Genomic DNA, 20474 nt, shown 5'->3' with positions numbered 1-20474 from the left:
CCATGACCCTGTCCGCTGAACACACGACGGCCGAGTCCGAACTCGACATCCTGCGGTACGGCCTGATCGAGGTCGCGCGCGAGATGAACGAGGCGCTGATGCGCAGCGCGTTCTCCCCGGTCTGCCGGGACATCCTCGACTGCACGACGGCGATCCACATCCGCAGCGGCGACGCTTGGGAAACCGCAGCGCAGTGGGAAGGCTGCATGCAGCACGCCTTCACCTCGCCGCACATCGTGAACTTCGTGATGGACGAGTTCGACCTCGACACGCTTCAGCCCGGCGACGTCATCTTCGTCAACGACCCCTGGCGCGGAACCATCCACCAGTCCGACGTGAACCTGCTACGGCCGGTGTTCGTGGACGGCCGCGTCGAATTCATCCTGCACTCGACCTCGCATCTGGTCGATCTCGGCGGCCCGATCCCCGGTGGCTTCTCCAACGGCACACAGACCTCGTTCGAGGAGCAGATCAAGCTGCCGCCGTCGCTGCTGTACGCCAACGACGTCCCCGTGCGGCCGCTGTTCAACTACATCCTCGAGAACAACCGGGTTCCGCAGCTGGTGCTCGGCGATCTGCGGGCGCTGCACGGCTGCCTCGTCGTGGGGGAGCGGCAGCTCCAGGCACTCGTCGCGCGCGGCGGGCTGGAGAAGGTCAAGGCCGCCGGGCACTACGCGATCGAGGCGACCGAGGCGAGCATGCGCCGCGGCATCGCCACCATCCCGGACGGGGACTACACCGTCGAGGACTTCCTCGACGAGGACGGCGTCACCGACGAGCCGATCCCCGTGCGGGTCACGGTGAAGGTCCGCGGCGACAGCATGGAGATCGACTTCTCCGGTTCGGGACGACAACCTCTCGGCAACTGCGGCACCGCTTGGTGCGAGGCCACCCGCTGCATCGAAGCGGTGAAGCTCATGGTCGATCCGGGGACGCCGGTGAACAGCGGAACCCTTCGCCCCATCGAAACCCTGCTGCCCCAAGGCAGTGTGGTGTGCGTTCTCCCGCCGTCGAGCTGCTCCAACCACGCCGACATCGGCGCGCGCGGCATCAACGCGGTCGCGAGCGCGCTCAGCGAGGCCGTCGGCGACCGGTCGATCGCCTGCGACACCGGGACCGCGCTCGTCATCAGCCTCGGCGGCATCGACACCCGCACCGGGCACGAAGGCATGCCCTGGGGCGCCTTCGCGCTCACCGGCGGCGGGTGGGGCGGCACCTGGAAGGAGGACGGGATCTCCTTCTGCGTCACCCCGATCGGCAACTGCCGCACCTCGGTGCAGGAGCACGTCGAGATCGAAAGCCCGCTGATCGTCGCGCAACACGAAATGGTCCTCGACACCGCGGGAGCCGGGCAGTATCGCGGAGGCCTCGGCTCGGTGTACACGCTCACCGCCCAGTCCGACACGATGGTCACGGTCACCTGCGACCGCATCCGGATCGGCGCGCCCGGTGCGGCGGGCGGAGGTGCGGGCGCACCCGCTTTCGGCTGGTACATCGAAAACTTCGACCTTGCGCGGCACGCCCACCCGCTCGACCTCCGCGCCGCGGAGCCGTTGTTCGGCATGTTCGACGACGACGGCAGGCCCGATCCCAACGGCGGCGGTTTCTGCCGGGGCGCGCGGTATTCGACCGGCAAGTTCTCCGGCCTGGTGCTCAAGGCGGGCGACGCGATCCGCTTCGTCATCGGCGGCGGAGGCGGCTGGGGCGATCCGCTGGACCGCGATGTGGACCGGCTCCAGCGCGATCTCGACGACGGTCTCTACAGCGAGGAGTTCGCGGCGCTGGCGTTCGGTGTCGTCGTGACCGACGGCCGGATCGACCGGGCGGCGACCGCCGAACTCCGTGCACAGCTGTCGGCCCGTCGCGAGGCGGGGACCTGGTCGGTTCCCGTCGCGACACCCCTCAACTGGATTCTCTGAGAGGAGCACTCCATGTCCGTCGACCGACTTCTCTTCCCACGTCCGGAGACCGAGCGCGTCTCCGTCGAACGGATGCCCGTAGACGCCACCTGCCCTTCCTGCCAGGGAACGAACATCGCCCGCTACCCGGTGGCCAACCACCTCGGCCCGCGCATGGTCGTGAAGTGTCAGGACTGCTTCACGCATCTCTCGGTGACCCGCCCGGAGCCCGAGGACAACTGGCCGGCGTGGCGGTCGCCGACCCGTGACTGGGCCCCTTCGCGGCTCGGGTGATCCGGATGAATCCAGTCCCCCTGGCACACGTCTACGCGCGTGCGCACCGCGACCACGCGAGCCGCCCGGCGATCAGGGACGGCGTGCGGCAGCTGAACTACGGCGAGCTGGGCGTCCGGGCTCGTCGGGTCGCGCGGGCGTTCAGGTCCCTCGGCGCGAAACCAGGGGACAGGGTGGTGATCCTGTCCCCGAACAGTTGCGAATGGGCCGAGGCCTACCAAGGACTCGCGCTGGGCGGCCACGTCCGCGTCGGGCTCCTGCCCCGGCTGCACCCGGCCGAACTCGCCCAGATCGCCGCGGACGCGGACCCGTCGTTCGCGCTCGTGGACGCTGCCTGGCTAGCCGAGCACGGTACTGCGTGGATACCGCCGCAGGTCAAGGAAATCATCGTGCTGGGCGGCGGCGAGCCGCACGGCCGGGTCGCGTACGAGGACTTCGTGGCCTCCGGGACGGACGACGAACTGCCGCTGCCGGACGCGGAGGACGACGCCTGGCTGCTCTACACGTCGGGTTCGACCGGGCGGCCGAAAGGAGTCCGGGTGACGCACCTGACGGTCGGCGCGCTGATCCGCAACGCCCGCGAGGCGCTTCCCGCGCTCGGGCCTGGGGACGTTGCCCTGCACACCGCGCCGATCAGCCATTTCAGCGGCGGTATCGCGGACGTCGTCACCGCGAGCGGCGGGCTCAACGTCTACGAACGGGTTTTCGACGCGGCACGAGTGGCCGACGCGGCGCAGGGCGGAGAGATCACCGTCCTGCCGCTGGTCCCGACCATGATCACGATGCTGCTGGAGGAACTCGCCGTCAGAGGGAAGCCTGCCGGGCACGTCGGAAACATCCGGGTCCTGCCCTACGCGGGATCCGCGATCCAGCCCGATCGCGCGGCGAAGGCGCGAGCCTACTTCGGCGAGGCGATGCAGCAGCTCTACGGCGCCAGCGAGGCCCAGCTGCCGATCGCCACTCTGCTGCCCGAAGACCACGTCGAGATCACCAACGAACGCGGACTGCCCAGGCTGGCATCCGCCGGAAAGGTGACTCCGCACGTCGAGGTCGAGATCGTCGACGCCGACCGGCGGCCGGTCGCGCCGGGGACGTCCGGAGAGATCCGCACGCGGGGAGACCACGTCAGCGCCGGGTACTGGCGTCAGCCGGAAGCGACGGCGGAGACCTTCGCCGACGGGTGGGCTCATACCGGTGACGTCGGCTACCTCGACGAAAACGGCTTCCTGTTCCTGCTCGACCGGCGAAAGGACATGATCATCACCGGCGGGTTCAACGTCTATCCGCGAGAGATAGAGAACGTCATCTCCGAGCTGCAAGGGGTGCGCGAAGTCGCCGTCGTCGGCGCACCCGACGACCGGTGGGGCGAAGCCATCACGGCCTTCGTCTCGACCGAGCCCGGGCCGTCGCTGTCCCCGGAGGGCGTGCTCGCGCATTGCCGGGCGCACTTGGGCGGCTACAAGGTCCCGAAGAGGGTCGTCTTCGTCGACGAACTCCCCAAGACCGGGACGGGGAAGATCCAGAAACAACTCCTGCGCGAAAAGCTGTGGAACGGCCTGCAGCGTCGCGTCTGAACGATTTCCGTTAACCAGTAAGAAAAGGAACCAGTGATATGGCGTCAGGCGTGCCGACCCCGGAGAATCGCAACCTGTTCTTCGCGTGGAGCACCTACAGCACCGACTACGGCACCTACGCGCGGTGGTACGACGAGGAGCACATCCCGCAGGTGATGGACGTACCGGGAATGGTGGGCGCACAACGTTTCCTCATCGCCGACACCAAGCCGCTACCAGGCGTGAACTCGCTCGACTTCGGCCACCTCGCGATCTACGAGATGGATGGCTCCGCCGAGCCGTTCCGTGCCGAGGTCAAGCGGAAGCTGATGTCGGAAGAGATGGTGCTCCCGGACTTCATGGACAGGCCGTTCCAGGCCCTCTTCCTGACCGCTGTCAGCGAACCGTTCTATGCCGAAGGTTTCACCGACGCGGGTGACCTCGACGACCGGCATCTGTTCTTCGCCTGGAGCCGCCACACCGGCGACGACGCGACCTTCGCGAAGTGGTACGACGAGGAGCACATCCCGCAGATCATGTCGGCGCCCGGCATGCTTCGAGCCCAGCGGTTCGAGGTCTCCGACGTCAAACCGCTGCCAGGCGTCGTGACACCGGATCTCGGGCACCTCGCGATCTACGAGACAGCCGGAGACCTGGAGGGTTTCCGGGCCGAGGTCAAACGGCAGCTGATCTCCGGCGAGATGGTCCTGCCGGACTTCATGATCCCGCCGTTCTCGACGATGTTCCTGAAGCCCGTCAGCCCGTTCTTCCTGGCCGCGTGATGGTTCATTCACCGCGTCGGCCTGCCAGGGCACTGATCACCGGAGCGGCGGGAGGTGTCGGATCCGCCACCGCGCGTCGTCTCGTCGAGGACGGGGCGAAGATCGCGATCACCGACATCGACGAAACCCGGCTCGCCAGACTCGCCGAGGAGACCGGAGGACTCGCCCTCCCCGCCGACGGCACCGATCGCGAAGCCGTCCGTAACGTCGTTGCGCGGGCGGCAGCCGAACTCGGCGGTCTCGACACCGTCATCGCGACCCAGGGCGCCGCGATCGGCGGCGGTGCGAACCCGAAGCACTTCGACTCGTATCACCGCGCGCTCGACGTGAACCTGCACGGATCCTTCTACCTCGCCGCTGAAGTACTGCCGCATCTGGTGAAGAGCGGTGGATCGCTGGTCCTGTTCACCTCGACCGCCGGACTGATCGCGGGCCCGCCCGGAGCCGCCGGGTACACCGCCGCCAAGGCGGCGATCATCGGCCTCACGAAATGGCTCGCCCGCGACTACGGCCCCAAGGGAGTACGGGTGAACGCCGTCTGCCCGGGTTTCGTCCGGACGCCGCTCGCGGAAGGGAGCATGGCCCACCTCGCCCAACGCGAGGGCATCACGCTCGACGAAGCCTATGCGGCGAGCGCGGCCCACGTGCCGTTGCGGCGGGTGGCGGAGCCTGAAGAGATCGCCGCGTGCTGCGCGTTCCTGGCCTCCGGCGACGCCTCGATGGTGACCGGCCACGTGCTGGTCGCCGATGGTGGAGGCGCCGCGGTCGATGCCTCCACCGTGGTCTTCGACAGCTGAGCCCTTGTGGTGCCGCCCCTCCCGGGGCGGCACCACAAGGGCTCAGTGAACCGGAGCCTTCGCCGGTTCGCTCATCTCCGCGTGCCTGGTCTCGCGGAGGGCGAGCGTGCAGCCGAGGCTGATCAGGCACAGCACGGTGAGGAAGATCCCGAACGCGAAGCCGCCGTACGCAGCGGTAATCGCCGCTGCCACGAGAGGCGGCACCGCGCCACCGAGGACGCCGGCGATGTTGTAACTGAATCCGGTGGCGGTGTACCGGTAGCGCGTGTGGAACAGCTCCGGCATGAACGCGCCGACCGGCCCGTAGGCGAAACCGGCGATGAGCGTCGTCACGCAGGAGCCGATCGCGAAGGTGACTGTCGAAGCCGAGTCGAGGATCGGGAACAACGCCAGCGCCCACACCACCGCCACCGCGTTCCCGGCGACAATGACCTTCTTGCGCCCGACACGATCCGAGTAGGCGGCTCCCAGCACGATCGCCAGCCCGAACACCAGGCCCGCCGCGATGCCGATCAGCAGCACGGTCGTCCGGGGCAGCTTGAGCACAGCGGTGCCGTAGTTGATCAGGTAGCCGACCGCGAGATAGTAGAAGGCGAAAGTCATCACGAGCACGCCGGAGGCGAAAGCGATCTCGCGCGGCTGGCTCTTGAGCGCCTCCACGAACGGCGCACGGGCGGTGCCGCGCTGGGACACCTCGCCCTTGAACACCGGCGTCTCGTCGATCTTCAGCCGGACGAACAGCCCGATCGCGATCAGCAGGAGGCTGGCGATGAAGGGAATCCGCCAGCCGTAGCTGTGGAAGGTCTCGTCGGACATCGTCTCGCCGATGATCAGGAACGTCACGCTCGCCAGCACGAAGCCGATCGATCCGCCAAGCGCGCCGAACATCGACCAGAAGCCGCGCTTGGCCTTGGGGGCGCTCTCCGCGGCCATCAGCGTCGCCCCGGTCCATTCACCGCCGACCGCGAGCCCCTGCAGGAACCGCAGGATGACGATGAGGATCGGCGCGGTGACGCCGATCTGCTCGGCCGTCGGCATCAGGCCGACCAACGCGGTGGCCAGGCCCATGACCAGTAGCGTCGTGACCAAAGTCCGCTTTCGCCCGAGCCGGTCACCGAAGTGCCCGAAAAGGACCGAGCCGACCGGCCGGGCGACGAAGGCCACGCCGAGCGTCGCGAACGAGGCGACGACCCCGGCGGCGGAGCCCAGCGCGGGAAAGAACACCTTGGGGAACACGAGGGCCGCGGCCGTCGCGAAGATGAAGAAGTCGTAGTACTCGATGACGGTGCCGGTTCCGCTCGCTATCGCGATGCGCCGCATCGTCCGGTTCGTCACCTGGGGCTCGGTGGCCGCCATGGACACCTCTTTCACTCGGCAGGAGGAGGGCGAGCGAAAGCATTATGCACAAAATGTGATGTGTCAAGACTGTTTTAGCTGATCAAGCGATGTCCGATGTCGGAGCTCTGAACAATGCGTCTGTGAACGGAAGTGACCTGTGAGGCATGATCGTCGGCTATGTCGTTGCGTCTGCTTTATCTGATCTTCCTTCGGCTGGTGGGCCTGGTGGTGTTGCTCGGCCGCTCGTCGGCGTCGAAGAACGTCGAGTTGCTGGTGCTGCGCCATGAGGTCGCCGTGCTGCGCAGAGGCAACCCGAAACCTCGTCTCGACTGGGCTGACCGGGCTGTGTTCGCCGCGTTGGTCCGTCTGCTGCCCAAGGCGCAGCGGCTGCGCCGGTTGGTCACTCCGGGCACGATCCTGCGCTGGCACCGGCGCCTGGTAGCCGCGAAGTGGACCTATCCACACCGGGTCGGCCGTCCACCAGTCGACGACGCGATCGCCAGGCTGATCGAACGGATGGCCACAGAGAACCACAGCTGGGGCTACAAGAGGATTCAGGGCGAGTTACTCAAGCTTGGACACCGGGTCGGTGCCTCGACGATCCGGCGGATCCTGAAGCGGGCACACATACCTCCCGCGCCGGTCCGGGACACCGACACGACCTGGCGGCAGTTCCTGCGCACGCAGGCCTCGACGATGCTGGCGTGCGACTTCTTCCACATCGACTGTGCGCTCACCCTCCGGAGGATCTACGTGTTCTTCGTGCTGGAGGTCGGCAGCCGCTACGTTCACATCCTGGGCACGACAGCGAATCCGGACGGCGAGTGGACTACGCAACAGATCCGCAACCTGGTGATGGATCTCGGTGATCGCGTCGACGAGTTCGGGTTTCTCATCCGTGATCGGGCTGGCCAGTTCTCGGCCTCGTTCGACGCCGTCCTGGCCGACGTCGGTATCGAGGCGGTGAGGATTCCTCCGCGTTGCCCGCGGGCGAACTGCTACGCCGAACGGTTTGTGCTCACGGCCAGAACCGAGCTCACCGACCGGATGTTGATTCTGGGCGAGCGGCATCTGCGTGCCGTGCTCGCCGAGTACGTCTGGCATTACAACGGTCGACGGCCGCACCGGGCACGCGAGCTTCGCCCACCACAACCGACCCACCCCGTAGCAGACCTCAACTCTCAGCGGATCAGGCGACAGCGGCTTCTCGGAGGCATGATCAACGAATACGAACGGGCTGCGTAAACCTACTGGTCAGAGCTAGCAGCAGACTTATGGAACCCCACAAGCGTCGTCGACGCGTTCCGGGCGAGGGGAAAGGCACCTGCCGAACCCGGATGAACGAATGGGCCGCGTGCCGATCGGACGATCTACGGGTGAGTCGCGGGGTCCACCGGTCGTCTGCCCCAGGTGAGGTAGGCGATCGGGCCGGCGAAGTTGATGGCGATGATCAGCGCCCATCGCCGCTTGGAACCGCGGATCTCGGCGGTCGGACGGAGTGCGAGATCAGTCCAGGCGACAGTGGCCAGAGTCAACTGGACCCCGGTGAGAAATCCGAGAAGTCCTGGATTGGTCGTGTGACGAAGTCCGGATCGCTTCGACATGGTGATCTCCTTTCGATACCGACGTGTTTAGGGCACCACGAAGACCGCGGAAACCACCCAGCACCGCCGGCCCGAGGTTTCAGGCGGGCGGTGCTGGGCTTGGCCATCCGTGACATCACTCGTCCCTTCGCGCGGGGGTTTGCTCACCCGCGGAGCACGGCACGCCGTGTCTCGAACTCGTCCTTGTCGATCTCCCCACGCGCGAACCGTTCGTTCAGGATCCTGACCGCGTCGTCGTGCACGGTCGAGGTCTTGGTGGTGCGGCGCAACACGATCACCGAGACGGTGATGAGGCCGCCGACCAGGATGAGCACGGTGATCAGCATGAGCAGCATGCTGACCCAGCCGCCGTTGGAGTAGTGCCAGTAAGGCATGGCCGTTCCTTTCGATTCAGTGGCTCTGATAGCGCACTTCGCGGAGCACCGGCGTCCCGAGCGGTGCGAGGACCTCGTCGAGGTTCCGGCGCGGGGTCGCGGGCAGGGGATCGGCGTTGACCGGTGCCCAGCCGGTCCGCAGCACCATCTGCGGGAAGGTGCCGCCGGTGACCAGGTCGCGCACCTTCGTCCTGGTGTCCGCGACTTCCAGCGGTTCGGTGAGCGGTGAGGTCGCCAGGCCCAGGCTGGTCGCGGCGAGCAGCACCGCGCTGGTGGCCTCGCCGGCGCGGAGGCGCGACATGGCGTCGTCCGAAGCCGTGCTCAGCACGAGGAGCGCGGTCTCGTCCGCTTCACCGGTCGCGCCTTCGGGCTGTCCGAGCAGGGGGTCGGCGAACGCACGCGCGGGCAGGGCGCCGGGGGTGTCGTCCTGTGCGGGTGCGTTCGCCGACGGGACGCCGTCGGGAGCGGTGTGCCTGCCGCTCCAGGCGGCGAGCTCGGTGCGGTACGCCGGGTCCGCCGCGTGGACTTCGGCGGCTTCGGAAATGGCGCGCGCGAGGTGGTAGCGGGCGGCGTCGAGAGCGGGGCGCAGGATGGAGCCTTCGTCCGCCGCGTGCCGGGCGAGGGTGTCGAGGTGCCCGGTGGGTACGGTCCAGGAGCTGTGCCGGCGCCGGTCGGTCCGGCGCCGGGGAATGGCGGCGGCGAGCGTGATGTCCTCCTGGGTGGGCTCGTGCCGGTGCAGCTCGATGGACGCCAGGTGGTCCGGCTCCGCCGGGTTGGGCAGCCGGTGCACCTCGGCCCGCCAGCCCAAGGCCGCGAAGCCGACCCGGAGATGGTGCAGCGCCGCTCCGCAGCCGAGCATCAGGTCCCGGCCGTCGGGATCGGTCCCGGCCAGCTGCCGGGTCCGGTCGGCGTAGAGGTGGACGGTGCGATCTCCGACGCGCCATTGCCAGGGCTGGGAATTGTGCACCGAGGGGGCGCGGCAGGCCAGGGCCACCGCGGTTTCGACCGTGTAGTCGTCGGGAAGGCCGTGGTCCATCGGAAACCTGCCTCTGCTCAGTGGGTGAAGGGTTCGTGTTTCATGGTTCTCCGGACGCCGCGGGTCGTGGAGGGCCAGAGGGCCTGGTTCGCCGGGCCGTTCGTTCCTGTTCTCCCGTGGGGCCGCGCGGGATGCGGGTGCTCATGGTGTTCGAGTCGATGGTCGGCAACACCTCGGTCGTCGCCAGGGCGATCGGCAAGGGCTTGACGGCTTCTGCGAGGTTGACGTCGACGACGCCCCGGCCCAGTGAGACAACCTCGGCTTGCTCGTCGTCGGAAGGAGGCGCTCGCGCTTGGCCAGGTATAAGGGCTCCCTTCACCGCATCAGAAGCGGCGAAGAAGCCTTCATCTCACCCGACCCGCCCCCGAACACGAACGTCCGACTTTCGGCTCAGCTCCGCCAACAGGCTCTGAGACTCGAGGACCTTCGGCACTCCACCGACGACGGCGTGAGGAGGACGGTGAACGACGTGCGACCGAGAAAGTCGTGACCGGACACATCGGGCGGCGAGGCGGAAGGCGGAAACCCATGCGTGCGCAGCGAGGAGACTGGCTGGTCATCAAAGGGCCGACGATCGGGAAACCGGACCAGCGTGCCCTGATCGTCGAGGTTCGCAATCCGGACGGAACACCGCCCTATGTCGTGCGCTGGCCACAGGATGACCATGTGTCCACAATCTTTCCCGGCGCTGACGCCGTTGTCGTGTCGGAGGCGGAGCAGAACGCCGCAGACGAGGCGGAGCGCGCCCGGCTCGCGGCCGTGCGGGAGGCCATCGCCGTGCGGTACTGGTCGTGACCACTTCGACGGTTCACGGTCCGCGGCGGGATTCGGAACCAGCACTCCATGGAAGGAAAAAGAACATGAACGATGTCGAGAACGCGCGTGCGGCCAAGGAAGCACGGGACGCGATCGCCGCCGGGGCCGGCCCGTCCCGTTCTTCTGGTGAATTGGCGGAGGCGGCGATGCGGAGATACTTCGCCGCGGAGTCCTATCGCGCGCAGAAGCGCGAGGAACCGTCCGAAGAGGACGAAGAGCGTCCGTCATGACCGGAACGGCCGTCCGCGAGGTCATGACCCGGGAGGTCTACTCGGTGCGGAAGGGCACTCCGATCGCGGATATCGCCGGAATCCTCGCGGGCCGCGGGATCAGCGCCGTTCCCGTCGTGGACGACGATCGCGATGTCATCGGTGTCGTCTCGGAGGCCGACCTGCTGCTCAAACACGTCGAGTCGGTCAGCGCACCGCGCCCGAGGGTGCCGGGTATCCGCTCCAAATCGGACGCACGTACGGCGGCGGACGTGATGAGCACCCCCGCGATCACCGTCGAAGCCGACCTACCGGTAGCGGAGGCGGCCCGGTTGATGGTGGGCAATCGGGTCAAGCGACTGCCCGTGGTCGACCGCTACGGGAAGCTGACCGGCATCGTCAGCCGGGCCGACCTCGTGCACGCCTTCGTCCGGACGGACGCGGAGATCCGGGATGAGGTCCTGCGGGACATCTCGGAACAGATCCGGCGCCCGTCGCGGGGCGAGGTGCGGGCTGATGTGGACAACGGGATCGTGACCCTGCGAGGTGAGGTCGAACGGCGGAGCCAGGCCATCCTGCTGTCGGCGCTGGTGCGCCGGATCACGGGAGTCGTCGACGTTGTCGATCTGGTCCGGTTCGGGTGGGACGACGAGGCGAACAGGCCAACCGGATGACCGAGTCCCCGATGGCAGGGCGCCCGCGGCGTGGGGACGAAGTCCCGGCGCGCCGGGACCTTGGACAGCAGAGCGGCGACCGCACCTCCGGTGAGCATGGATTCCATGGAAGGCCAACGTCCGGAGGGAAAGCGATGAGCTACGTACGCGACTTGTCGACGGTCAGCCTCGCCGACGCCGAATCGGCGGGCGGCAAAGGCGCGAATCTCGGTGAGCTGATCACCGCCGGGTTCTCCGTCCCTCCAGGGTTCGTCGTGCTTCGCGAGGCGTACCTCGCTTCGCTCGACGAAGCGGGTGTGCGTGGTGAGATCGCGGAGCTGCACGAGAAGGCGCTCGCGTCCGCGGACGCGCCTGAGCAGCTGTCCGGGCTGTGCGACCAATTGCGCGTTTTGGTCCACCGGGCGGGGATGACGGCCGGTGTCCTTACCGACGTGATCGATGCCTATCACGGGGTCGGGCAGTCGACACCGATCGCGGTCCGCTCCTCGGCGACGGGGGAGGACGGCGCGGAAGCCTCGTTCGCCGGGATGAACGCCAGTTTCACGAACGTGTGGGGGGACAACGCCGTCCGGGAGCGGATCGTCGACTGCTGGGCGTCGTTGTTCTCGCCCCGGGTGATCGGGTATCGGGCCGGCCGTGGTTTCACCGGGGAACCCGCCATCGCCGTGGTGGTGCAGAGGATGATCACCGCTGATCGTTCCGGTGTCATCTTCACCGCGGATCCGCGTTCCGGCGATCGGGATCGCTTGGTGATCGAGGCGGTCTTCGGTCAAGGCGAAGCGATCGTTTCCGGGGCGGTCGAACCGGATACCTATCTGGTGGCGAAGGAAGGTCTGCGGCTGGTTTCGGCCCGGGTCGGCAGCAAGTCCCACAAGATCATCGCCGAGGTGGGCGGGGGAGATGTCAAGGTCGAGCTTCCCGCGCATACGGCGGGCCGCCGGGTCCTCGACGACGCGACCGTACTCGAGCTGGCACGGCTCGCGACCCGGATCGAAGACCACTACGAAACGCCCCAGGACATCGAATTCGCCATGACGGGCAAGGAGATCTGGGTCGTCCAATCCCGGCCGGTCACGACTCTTCCGCCCGGCCGCGAACCGGCGCCGGACGTTCTCGTCACCGGGCTGGCCGCGTCGCCGGGCATCGGCGGTGGAGCGGTACGGGTGCTGCGTGATCCGGCCGAAGGCGGACAGTTGCGGGACGGCGAGGTGCTGGTCGCCCCGATGACCAACCCCGACTGGGTACCCGCCATCCGGCGAGCCTCGGCGCTGGTGACCGACGGAGGAGGGATGACCTGTCACGCCGCGGTCGTCGCGCGGGAGCTACGGGTTCCCTGTGTGGTCGGCACCGGCGACGCGACCCGGGTTCTCGCGGGACGTGGACCCGTGACGGTCTACGGCACGACCGGCGAGGTGCGGTCCGGCTACGTTCGGCCGCCGTCGCGTACCGAACCCGCGGTGGCGCCCGCCGCGCCGGAGACGATCGGAACCAGGCTGTACGTCAACCTCGCCATGCCCGAACACGCCGAAGAGGTCGCCGCGCGGCAGGTCGACGGGGTCGGGCTGCTTCGGGCGGAGTTCCTGCTGACCGAGGCGCTCGGCGGACGTCATCCCCGTGACCTCATCGCCAAGGGCGAACAGGAGTCCTTTGTGGACTCGATGGCCGAGTCCCTGCTGCGGATCACGCGACCCTTCGGCACGCGCCCGGTCGTCTATCGGACGACCGACCTGCGCAGCAACGAATTCCGCGGGCTCGCCGGGGGCGAGGCCTACGAAGCCGTCGAGAGCAATCCGATGATCGGCTACCGCGGCTGCTTCCGCTACGTGCGGGAGAAGGACCTGTTCGACCTCGAACTCCGCACGCTCGCCCGGGTCCGCGAGCAGACGCCGAACCTGCATCTCATGATCCCGTTCGTCCGCACGAAATGGGAGCTGGAGGCATGTCTCGACCTGATCGACGCGAGCCCGCTCGGACGGCAACGTGGACTGCGTCGCTGGATCATGGCGGAGGTCCCGTCCGTGGTGCACTGGCTTCCCGAGTACGCCGGGATGGGCATCGACGGTGTGTCCATCGGCAGCAACGACCTCACTCAGCTGGTTCTCGGGGTGGACCGGGACTCGGCGGTCTGCGCGGAACTGTTCGACGAAGCCGACCCCGCCGTGCTCGACACCATCGGACGGATCGTCGGCACCGCGCGAGACGCCGGAATCACTTCCTCGCTGTGCGGACAGGCACCTTCGGCGAAGCCGGGCTTCGCCGAACACCTCGTGCGGTTCGGGATCACGTCGATCTCCGTCAACCCCGACGTGGTCGACGCGTCCCGGAGTGCGATCGCGGCCGCCGAACGCCGGGTCCTGCTGGACGCCGCCCGATGAACGCGATCGAGATCCGCGGTCTGCGGAAGAGCTTCGGCCGAACGAAGGCGTTGGACGGCCTGGACCTGACCGTTCGAACCGGTGAGGTCCACGGCTTCCTGGGGCCGAACGGTGCGGGCAAGACGACGACTCTGCGTATCCTGCTGGGACTGCTGCGGGCCGACGCCGGCGAGATGCGGCTGCTGGACGGAGACCCTTGGCGTGATGCCGTGTCGCTTCACCGGCGGCTCGCCTATGTGCCCGGTGAGGTGTCGCTCTGGCCGACGCTCACCGGGGGAGAGGTGATCGACCTGCTCGGCAGGCTTCGGGGTGGCATCGACGAGCGACGGCGAGATCGCTATCTGGACCTGTTCGACCTCGACCCGACCCGCAAGGGGCGCACCTACTCCAAGGGGAATCGCCAGAAGGTGGCCGTCGTGGCGGCGTTGGCCTCCGACGCCGAACTGCTCCTGCTCGACGAACCGACCGCCGGGCTCGACCCGCTGATGGAAGACGCCTTCCGGGGCTGCATCCGGGAGGAACGCGACCGCGGCCGGACCGTCCTGTTGTCCAGCCACATCCTCTCCGAGGCCGAGGCGTTGTCCGACCGCGTCAGCATCATCCGGGGCGGTCGTGTGGTCGACACCGGGAGCCTCGACGAACTCCGGCACCTGACGCGGACGTCGCTCACCGTGCGGCTGACCGGGCTGCCGGACGGGCTCGCGGCCTTGCCGGGCGTCCACGAGTTCGGCCACGACCGGGACACCTTCCGGATGACCGTCGACAACTCCGAACTCGGTGCGGTCCTCGCCGCGCTCAGCCGCGTCGGAGTGCTGGAGCTGACGAGTCACGCTCCGACCCTCGAGGAACTCTTCCTGCGCCACTATCGCGAGCCGGTCCTGGAGTCCCGATGAGTACCATGACCGGGACCGGCGTCTTGTTCCGCCTCGCCCTGCGCCGCGAGCGGCTGCGAGTTCCTTTGTGGACACTCGCCTGCGCGGCGACCACCGCCGGAGCGGCCGCCGCCACTGCGGACCTCTATCCGTCACAACGGGAACTGACCGTCTTCGCCGAGGCAGTCAACGCGGTCCCCGCGCTTGTCGCTTTCTACGGCCGCATTTACGATCCCACTTCGCTCGGTGCCGCCGCGGTGCTCAAGCTGACCGGTTTCGGCGCCGCGCTGGTCGCGTTGCTGATCATCATCATGGTGATCCGGCACACCAGGGCGGAGGAGGAGTCCGGCAGGCTGGACTTGCTCGGCTCCGGTGTCCTGGGCAGGCACGCGTCGCTCGCCGCGGCGCTCGCGGTCACCGCTGTCACCGGACTGGTCCTCGGGATCCTGACCGCCGGTGGGCTCGTCGCCGCGGGGCTGCCGTTGGCGGGTTCGGTGGCGTTGGGGGCAGGCTGGATGACGGCGGGCTGGGCCTTCGGTGCCATCGCGGCAGTGACGGCGCAGTTGTGCCGGTCCACGCGGCTGGCGACCGGTATCGCAGGCGCTGTTCTCGGACTCGCCTATCTTCTGCGTGCCATCGGGGACTCCGGACCGGAATGGCTGTCCCCGATCGGCTGGGCGCAGCAGATCCGGCCGTTCGCCGGGGAACGCTGGTGGGTCGTGGCGATACCCCTCGCGTTCGCCTCCGTGCTGGTGCTGATCGCGGTCAGGCTGAGCGATCGCCGTGACATCGGCGCCGGCCTGCTGGCCGACCGCGCCGGCCCCGCACACGCCGGTCGTGGCCTGCGAAGCAGCGGTGGTCTGCTCTGGCGGCTCAACCGCGCCGGTCTGCTCGCCTGGACGGCGGTCTACCTGGTGTTGGGCCTTGTCATCGGCAACCTGGCCAACGGCATCGGCAAATTCCTCGACAATCCCAGGGCCGAGCAACTCATTCTCGCGTTGGGCGGGGAGAAGGCACTGTCGGACGCGTTCTTCGCTCTGGAGTTCGGCGTCGCTGGGGTCGTCGCCGCGGTCTACGGGATGTCCGCGCTCACCCACTTACACGCTGAAGAAGAGGCACTCCGCGTCGATCCGCTCCTCACCTCGTCGGTCTCACGAACCCGGTTGTTGACCGGCTACCTGGTTCTCGCGATCGCCGGAAGCGCGCTCCCGATGCTCGCGGCGGGCCTGGGCGCGGGACTCGCCGCCGGCCTGCAGACTGGGCGCCCCGGCGCCGAGATCGGCAGGCTGACGGCCGCCGCGCTGGTGCAACTGCCCGCGGTGTGGGTGCTGGCCGGGCTGGCCTGCGCCTTGTTCGGGCTGTTTCCGAGCAAGCTCGGCCTGATCTGGGTGGTGCTCGTGGCGATCGTCGTCGTCGGCGAGTTCGGCGTGCTCTTCGGCGTCCCGCAAGTGGTCCTGAACCTCTCGCCGTTCACCCACCTGCCGAACCTGCCGGGTTCGACGGAGAGCATGACGTCCATTCCCTGGCTCGTCTTGGTCGCCTGCGCGTTGCTCGCGGCCGGTGTGGCGGGCTTCAGGCGCCGGGACATCGCTGCTTGACACTTTCGGAAAGGAGATCGAGATGAGCAAACGTCGTCGAGTGCGCGAGGTGATGCGCGGCCAGGTGCTCACCGTGCGGCCGGAGACCCCGTTCAAGGCGATCACCGTCCTGCTCACGTCGTGGGGAGTGGGCGGCGCGCCCGTGGTGGACGACGAAGGCAGGGTCGTCGGCGTCGTCTCCCAGCGTGATCTGCTGGAACGGGAGATCCAGCACCGCCTGCTGCGGTTCCGGCCCCGGTTACGGCGCAAGGTGGAGGGAAGCCGAGCCGACGAGTTGATGACCGGGCCCGCGATCACGGTGGCACAGGATGCCGGGGTGGACGAAGCGATCCGGCTGATGGAGAACCATCGGGTGCATCGGCTGCCGGTTCTCGACGACGACGCGAAACTGGTGGGCATCGTCGGGAGAGCGGACCTTCTGCGCGGCTTTCTGCGATCCGATTCGGATCTGCGTGAGGAGGTTCACACCGAGGTCGTCAAGCGGGCGATGGCGATCGATCCGGACACCCTGTCGGTCTCCGTGCACAACGGCGTCGTCACGGTGCGCGGTCAGGTCGAACGTACCGGCATGATCCCGGTGATCGTGGCGTTGATCCGGCGGCTCGACGGTGTGGTGGACGTCCGCGAACACCTCACCGCCGAGCTGGACGACAGCCACTTGCCGATCGAGGAACCGGTCGGGACCGGTGTCATCGAGGCGCTGAAGCGTCATTAGTGACCAAACGCGGCCCGCTTCCGTCCCCTGGTGGGGGACGGTGGTGGGGTGATGGCTCCCTTCGCCGTGTCTAATGCGGTGAAGGGAGCCTTCGGCCCGGCTAGCGTCCGAAACGAGGCGTTGCGAAAGCCACTTTCGCAACGTTGAAGGTTGTGAAAGTGGCTTTCGCAACACCGAGCGAGGCCCGGGCCGGCCGCGTGTGTTCAGCCTCGGAAGAGGGCGACCTTGAGGGCGTCGCTTTCTTGAGGGCGGGCGAAGACGTCGTAGGCCTCGTCCATCTCGTCGAGTCCGAACCGGTGGGTGATGAACCGGGTCGTGTCGAGCCTGCCGGCGGCGAGCATCCGCAGCAGCATCGAGGTGCTCGACGTGTCGACCAGGCCGGTGGTGATGGTGATGTCGCGGATCCAGAGGTCCTCCAGATGCAGCGTCGCGGGCGCGCCGTGGACACCGACGTTCGCGACGTGGCCGCCAGGACGGACCAGTTCCGTGCACAGTTCGAAGGTCTCCGGCACGCCGACCGCTTCGATCGCGACGTCCGCGCCGAGACCGCCGGTGAGCTCCGCGATGGCCGCGGCCGGGTTCTCGCCGGGCTGGAGGAGGACGTCCGCGCCGAAGTTCTTCGCGGCGGCGAGCCTGCTGGGTTCCTTGTCGATCACCACGATGGAACTCGGGCCGAACAGCTGCGCCGTGGTGATCGCGGCGAGCCCGATCGGTCCCGCCCCGACGATCGCGACGCAGTCGCCGGGCTGGACCCGTCCGTTGCGGGCGCCGACCTCGTAGGACGTCGGCAGGATGTCGGCCAGCATCAGCGCGGCCTCGTCCGCGACACCGTTCGGCAGCACGTAGGTCGAGGTCTCGGCGAACGGAACGCGCACGAACTCCGCCTGCACGCCGTCGATCCGGTGCCCCAGGATCCAGCCGCCACCGCCGAGGCACTGCCCGTAGACGGCTTTCCGGCAGTATTCGCAGCGTCCGCACGCGGTGATACAGGAGACCAGTACCCGATCGCCCGGCTTCAAATTCGTCACCGCCTTGCCGACTTCCATGATCGTGCCGACCGCTTCATGGCCCAGGATCGTGCCCGGTTCCACGGCGGGCACGTCGCCCTTGAGGATGTGCAGATCGGTGCCGCAGATGGTGACCGCGTCGACGCGGACGATCGCGTCGGTCGCCGCGGCGAGCTCAGGCTGCGGCCGGTCGGTCCAAGCCCGCCGCCCCGGTCCGTCGTAAACGAGTGCCTTCATGTTCTCTCCTTGTTCGCGGAAGGGCCATCGGTTCGAGCGTGTCGCGATGCGGCCGCTCGACACAGAGCCCAAAGCCCCTGCGGGTAGCGACGTACGGCCGCATCACCACCGGGACGGGTGTCTAGCGTCGACGGAGTCGGTATCCGGAACCGATCGGCTGAAGGCGTGCTCCATGGCGGCCGCGTTGTGGGCGGCCGAAGAGGCGTTGCTGCACAAGGCGGACTGCTGCTTCTGATGGCCTACTGTGTCGATGGCGCGCCCTTCGGGAATCGATCGTTTCCGCCTGATACCTGGTTGAAAGCAAAGGAAGCCATCACCGAAGAAGTACTGCATGAGTTCCCGCGCGGGCTGCGAGTCGGCGGTTCCCGAGGTGAAAGTGACCACCGCGGCCGTCGATACGGGCCCGGCCGCCGCGTCGACGGAAATCTCGGTCATGGCTCGCTTCTCGCCATCGGGGCTCCCGCTGGAGAGATCGCCGGAGCGTCCGCGTCTCGCCTGTCCTCGGATGCCGCCTGCCCGGTCGTGGTCGTCCGGGGACCGGGTGACGCCGGGCCCGTTGTCGTCGGGGTGGACGGCAGTCGGTTGAACGAAGAAGCACTCGCCTGGGCCTTCGAGGAAGCGGCCAACCGGAAGGTCCCCTTGGCCGCCTTGCATGCGTGGCACGACGGTGACATAGCGGGACTTTTCACCGGTGAAGGTGCTCTGCCTTTCCCAGCGAATCGGTGCGCGGGACAAGCCTCGGCACCGCCTGCTCGAGCCGAGCGAGAAAGGCGGCCGCGGGCGAGGTGGTTTCGACGCTCTGGCTGTCGGGTCGACGAGTCACGCCCTGATCCATCACGCGAAGTGCCCGGTCATGATCGTCCGAGAGACGCCCTCACTCGTTCCGTAACGGCAAGACAACGTCGGTGATGTAGTCGGCGGGGTCCGGCGTGCTGTCCGGTCCACACAGGTACAACTCCCGTGGAGCTTCAGCGGGTCCGCGGCCGTTTTCCTGAACCCATTCGTACACGGCTTCATACGCCGCACCGATCTCGTCGTAAGGCCCGTGATGCGAGGTGCGGGCGGCGGGTCCGCCGTCGAGGGTGACGATGTCGATATCGCCCTGCGATGGGAGGTCGCCGGGAATGGGCAGGTAGAGGTCGAGATCGAGTTCTTCGCCTGGTTGGAAATCGCCCGGATAGGCCGCTTGGGGAGGGCCGTTCGGAGCGGTACCTGCTTCGGAGACGAAGGTGTACAACGCGTCGAGTCCCATCCCCACGCACTCGCCGATGTCGGTCGTCGTGGTGTGGCGTCGCAGATGTGCTGCGTCGATGGAGTCGAGTTCGGTGAGTTCCACTGCATAGGTCATGACACGAGCATCAGCCGCCGGGCGACCGTGGCGGAGACCCCAAGGTCCCTTCCCACGGCGTCCTAGGTCCCTGGTGACGCGCTGGCCGACCGGCGTACCGATTAGAGCATCGACTTGGGAAAGGACGATCGATGCGGACGAAGGAAACCATGACGAAGCCCGAGGTGCGGGTGGCGGTACGCGGCGATATCGAACCGGATTCCGCGAGCCTTGCGGCCGCCAAGGTTTCGCGCCTGATGAGGCTCGCCCACCGGCCGGTACTGGCGGCGTCGGTGCGACTGACCAAGTACGGGGATCCCGCACGGGAGCAGTCGGTGACGGCGCAGGTGTCCCTGGACGTGAACGGCAGGCCGGTACGTGCGCAGGCGGCGGCGCCGTCGGTGGACGAGGCGATCGATCGGATGGACGCGAAACTGCGGCGGCAGCTGGAGAAAAGTGCCTTGCACTGGGAAGCCCGGCGTGGAGGGCGTCCTGTTCCGGATCCCGGCGAATGGCGCCACGAGTCGGCTCCCGCTGTGCGGGAGCCGTGGTTCCCGAGGCCGGAGAAGGAACGAGAGATCGTGCGGCACAAGTCTTACTCGATGGCCCGTTCGACGGTCGACGAGGCGTTCGTCGACATGCACCTCCTCGACTACGACTTCCATCTGTTCACCGAGGCCGGTACCGGGCAGGACAGCGTGCTCTACCACGCCGGGCCGACCATGCATCGGCTCGCTCAGATCGTCCCACCGGGCCCGCACGACTTGAGTCCCTTCAAGCTTCCTCTCACGATCAGCAGGCGGCCGGCGCCGTTTCTGTCCACAGTGGAGGCCGTGGAGCGGCTCGGCCTGACCGGCTTGCCGTTCCTGTTCTACCTCGACGCCGAGCGGGGCAGGGGCAGTGTGCTGTACCACCGCTACGACGGTCACTACGGCCTGATCACCCCGGCGGTCTAGGTGACTCTTCCC

At 67.9% G+C, this 20474-nt stretch carries 21 protein-coding genes and 1 pseudogene; 16 read left to right on the top strand and 6 right to left on the bottom strand.

Going from position 1 to position 20474, the window contains the following annotated elements; genetic code table 11:
- Nucleotides 1-2: 2 nt before the first annotated feature.
- From AVR91_RS05960 to AVR91_RS05940, 5 genes are read left to right on the top strand one after another with little or no spacing between them, the layout of a single operon-like run.
- A complete protein-coding gene (locus tag AVR91_RS05960) occupies nucleotides 3-1919 on the top strand; it encodes a hydantoinase B/oxoprolinase family protein (RefSeq protein WP_063274783.1) in 1917 nt (638 codons plus the stop codon).
- A 12-nt stretch (nucleotides 1920-1931) separates the two neighbouring features.
- A complete protein-coding gene (locus AVR91_RS05955) occupies nucleotides 1932-2192 on the top strand; it encodes a hypothetical protein (RefSeq protein WP_063274782.1) in 261 nt (86 codons plus the stop codon).
- Between the two features lie 5 nt (nucleotides 2193-2197).
- Nucleotides 2198-3766 carry a class I adenylate-forming enzyme family protein gene (locus AVR91_RS05950; protein WP_143253892.1) on the top strand — a complete coding sequence of 523 codons (1569 nt, stop codon included), beginning with the start codon at nucleotides 2198-2200 and terminating at the stop codon, nucleotides 3764-3766.
- Between the two features lie 38 nt (nucleotides 3767-3804).
- A complete protein-coding gene (locus AVR91_RS05945; protein WP_063274780.1) occupies nucleotides 3805-4527 on the top strand; it encodes a hypothetical protein in 723 nt (240 codons plus the stop codon).
- Nucleotides 4527-5324, top strand: coding sequence for an SDR family NAD(P)-dependent oxidoreductase (locus AVR91_RS05940; protein ID WP_063274779.1), 798 nt, complete (start codon nucleotides 4527-4529; stop codon nucleotides 5322-5324). Before AVR91_RS05945 ends, AVR91_RS05940 begins: the two co-directional genes overlap by 1 nt.
- A gap of 42 nt (nucleotides 5325-5366) precedes the next feature.
- Here the strand turns inward: AVR91_RS05940 and AVR91_RS05935 are convergent, their stop codons facing one another.
- A complete protein-coding gene (locus AVR91_RS05935) occupies nucleotides 5367-6680 on the bottom strand; it encodes an MFS transporter (RefSeq protein ID WP_063274778.1) in 1314 nt (437 codons plus the stop codon).
- A 159-nt stretch (nucleotides 6681-6839) separates the two neighbouring features.
- Between AVR91_RS05935 and AVR91_RS43665 the strand changes: the two genes are divergently transcribed.
- The gene (locus AVR91_RS43665) at nucleotides 6840-7907 is read left to right on the top strand and encodes an integrase core domain-containing protein (RefSeq protein ID WP_063274777.1); all 1068 of its coding nucleotides are present in this window, start codon (nucleotides 6840-6842) and stop codon (nucleotides 7905-7907) included.
- A 125-nt stretch (nucleotides 7908-8032) separates the two neighbouring features.
- Here AVR91_RS43665 and AVR91_RS05925 read toward each other — a convergent pair whose 3' ends face one another.
- From AVR91_RS05925 to AVR91_RS05915, 3 genes are all read right to left on the bottom strand, one after another.
- Nucleotides 8033-8266, bottom strand: coding sequence for a PLDc N-terminal domain-containing protein (locus tag AVR91_RS05925; protein ID WP_063274776.1), 234 nt, complete (start codon nucleotides 8264-8266; stop codon nucleotides 8033-8035).
- A 143-nt stretch (nucleotides 8267-8409) separates the two neighbouring features.
- Nucleotides 8410-8640: an SHOCT domain-containing protein gene (locus AVR91_RS05920; RefSeq protein WP_063274775.1), complete on the bottom strand. Its 231-nt coding sequence runs from the start codon at nucleotides 8638-8640 to the stop codon at nucleotides 8410-8412.
- A gap of 16 nt (nucleotides 8641-8656) precedes the next feature.
- Entirely contained in the window at nucleotides 8657-9676 is a 1020-nt protein-coding gene (locus AVR91_RS05915; RefSeq protein ID WP_063274774.1) for an Acg family FMN-binding oxidoreductase, read from the bottom strand.
- A gap of 528 nt (nucleotides 9677-10204) precedes the next feature.
- Here AVR91_RS05915 and AVR91_RS05910 point away from each other — a divergent pair.
- The 7 genes from AVR91_RS05910 to AVR91_RS05880 all read left to right on the top strand — a co-directional run bounded on the left by AVR91_RS05910 (nucleotide 10205) and on the right by AVR91_RS05880 (nucleotide 16935).
- Nucleotides 10205-10471, top strand: a complete 267-nt coding sequence (locus AVR91_RS05910) for a DUF1918 domain-containing protein (protein ID WP_063274773.1) — start codon at nucleotides 10205-10207, stop codon at nucleotides 10469-10471.
- Between the two features lie 65 nt (nucleotides 10472-10536).
- Nucleotides 10537-10722, top strand: a complete 186-nt coding sequence (locus AVR91_RS05905) for a hypothetical protein (RefSeq protein WP_063274772.1) — start codon at nucleotides 10537-10539, stop codon at nucleotides 10720-10722.
- Nucleotides 10719-11375 (top strand): CBS domain-containing protein, encoded by a 657-nt coding sequence (locus AVR91_RS05900; protein ID WP_063274771.1) that lies wholly within the window; start codon nucleotides 10719-10721, stop codon nucleotides 11373-11375. The genes AVR91_RS05905 and AVR91_RS05900 overlap by 4 nt, the downstream gene beginning before the upstream one ends.
- Before the next feature lie 134 nt (nucleotides 11376-11509).
- Nucleotides 11510-13750 carry a phosphoenolpyruvate synthase gene (gene ppsA, locus AVR91_RS05895; protein ID WP_063274770.1) on the top strand — a complete coding sequence of 747 codons (2241 nt, stop codon included), beginning with the start codon at nucleotides 11510-11512 and terminating at the stop codon, nucleotides 13748-13750.
- Nucleotides 13747-14643 (top strand): ABC transporter ATP-binding protein, encoded by an 897-nt coding sequence (locus AVR91_RS05890; RefSeq protein WP_063274769.1) that lies wholly within the window; start codon nucleotides 13747-13749, stop codon nucleotides 14641-14643. The genes ppsA and AVR91_RS05890 overlap by 4 nt, the downstream gene beginning before the upstream one ends.
- Complete coding sequence (locus tag AVR91_RS05885; RefSeq protein WP_063274768.1) at nucleotides 14640-16220, top strand: ABC transporter permease; 1581 nt, start codon at nucleotides 14640-14642, stop codon at nucleotides 16218-16220. Before AVR91_RS05890 ends, AVR91_RS05885 begins: the two co-directional genes overlap by 4 nt.
- Before the next feature lie 22 nt (nucleotides 16221-16242).
- Nucleotides 16243-16935, top strand: a complete 693-nt coding sequence (locus tag AVR91_RS05880) for a CBS domain-containing protein (protein ID WP_063274767.1) — start codon at nucleotides 16243-16245, stop codon at nucleotides 16933-16935.
- Nucleotides 16936-17138: 203 nt separating this feature from the next.
- Here the strand turns inward: AVR91_RS05880 and AVR91_RS05875 are convergent, their stop codons facing one another.
- Nucleotides 17139-18179, bottom strand: a complete 1041-nt coding sequence (locus tag AVR91_RS05875) for a zinc-dependent alcohol dehydrogenase family protein (RefSeq protein ID WP_063274766.1) — start codon at nucleotides 18177-18179, stop codon at nucleotides 17139-17141.
- Between the two features lie 234 nt (nucleotides 18180-18413).
- Between AVR91_RS05875 and AVR91_RS05870 the strand changes: the two are divergent.
- Together AVR91_RS05870 and AVR91_RS43660 are read left to right on the top strand one after the other, a co-directional pair.
- Nucleotides 18414-18803: pseudogene (locus AVR91_RS05870) on the top strand (universal stress protein); the annotation flags it as partial.
- A 67-nt stretch (nucleotides 18804-18870) separates the two neighbouring features.
- The gene (locus AVR91_RS43660) at nucleotides 18871-19068 is read left to right on the top strand and encodes a universal stress protein (RefSeq protein ID WP_323807885.1); all 198 of its coding nucleotides are present in this window, start codon (nucleotides 18871-18873) and stop codon (nucleotides 19066-19068) included.
- Here AVR91_RS43660 and AVR91_RS05865 read toward each other — a convergent pair.
- Nucleotides 19054-19515: a GyrI-like domain-containing protein gene (locus AVR91_RS05865; protein ID WP_063274764.1), complete on the bottom strand. Its 462-nt coding sequence runs from the start codon at nucleotides 19513-19515 to the stop codon at nucleotides 19054-19056. The two genes, AVR91_RS43660 and AVR91_RS05865, sit on opposite strands and share 15 nt — an antisense overlap.
- A 143-nt stretch (nucleotides 19516-19658) precedes the next feature.
- On the opposite strand from AVR91_RS05865, the gene AVR91_RS05860 reads away from it, so the two are divergent.
- The gene (locus AVR91_RS05860) at nucleotides 19659-20462 is read left to right on the top strand and encodes an HPF/RaiA family ribosome-associated protein (protein ID WP_063274763.1); all 804 of its coding nucleotides are present in this window, start codon (nucleotides 19659-19661) and stop codon (nucleotides 20460-20462) included.
- The last annotated feature ends 12 nt before the right edge of the window (nucleotides 20463-20474 follow it).

This window comes from Amycolatopsis keratiniphila subsp. keratiniphila, from assembly GCF_001620365.2.
Lineage (GTDB): Bacteria > Actinomycetota > Actinomycetes > Mycobacteriales > Pseudonocardiaceae > Amycolatopsis > Amycolatopsis keratiniphila.
This window is presented reverse-complemented; position numbering and strand designations above follow the sequence as displayed.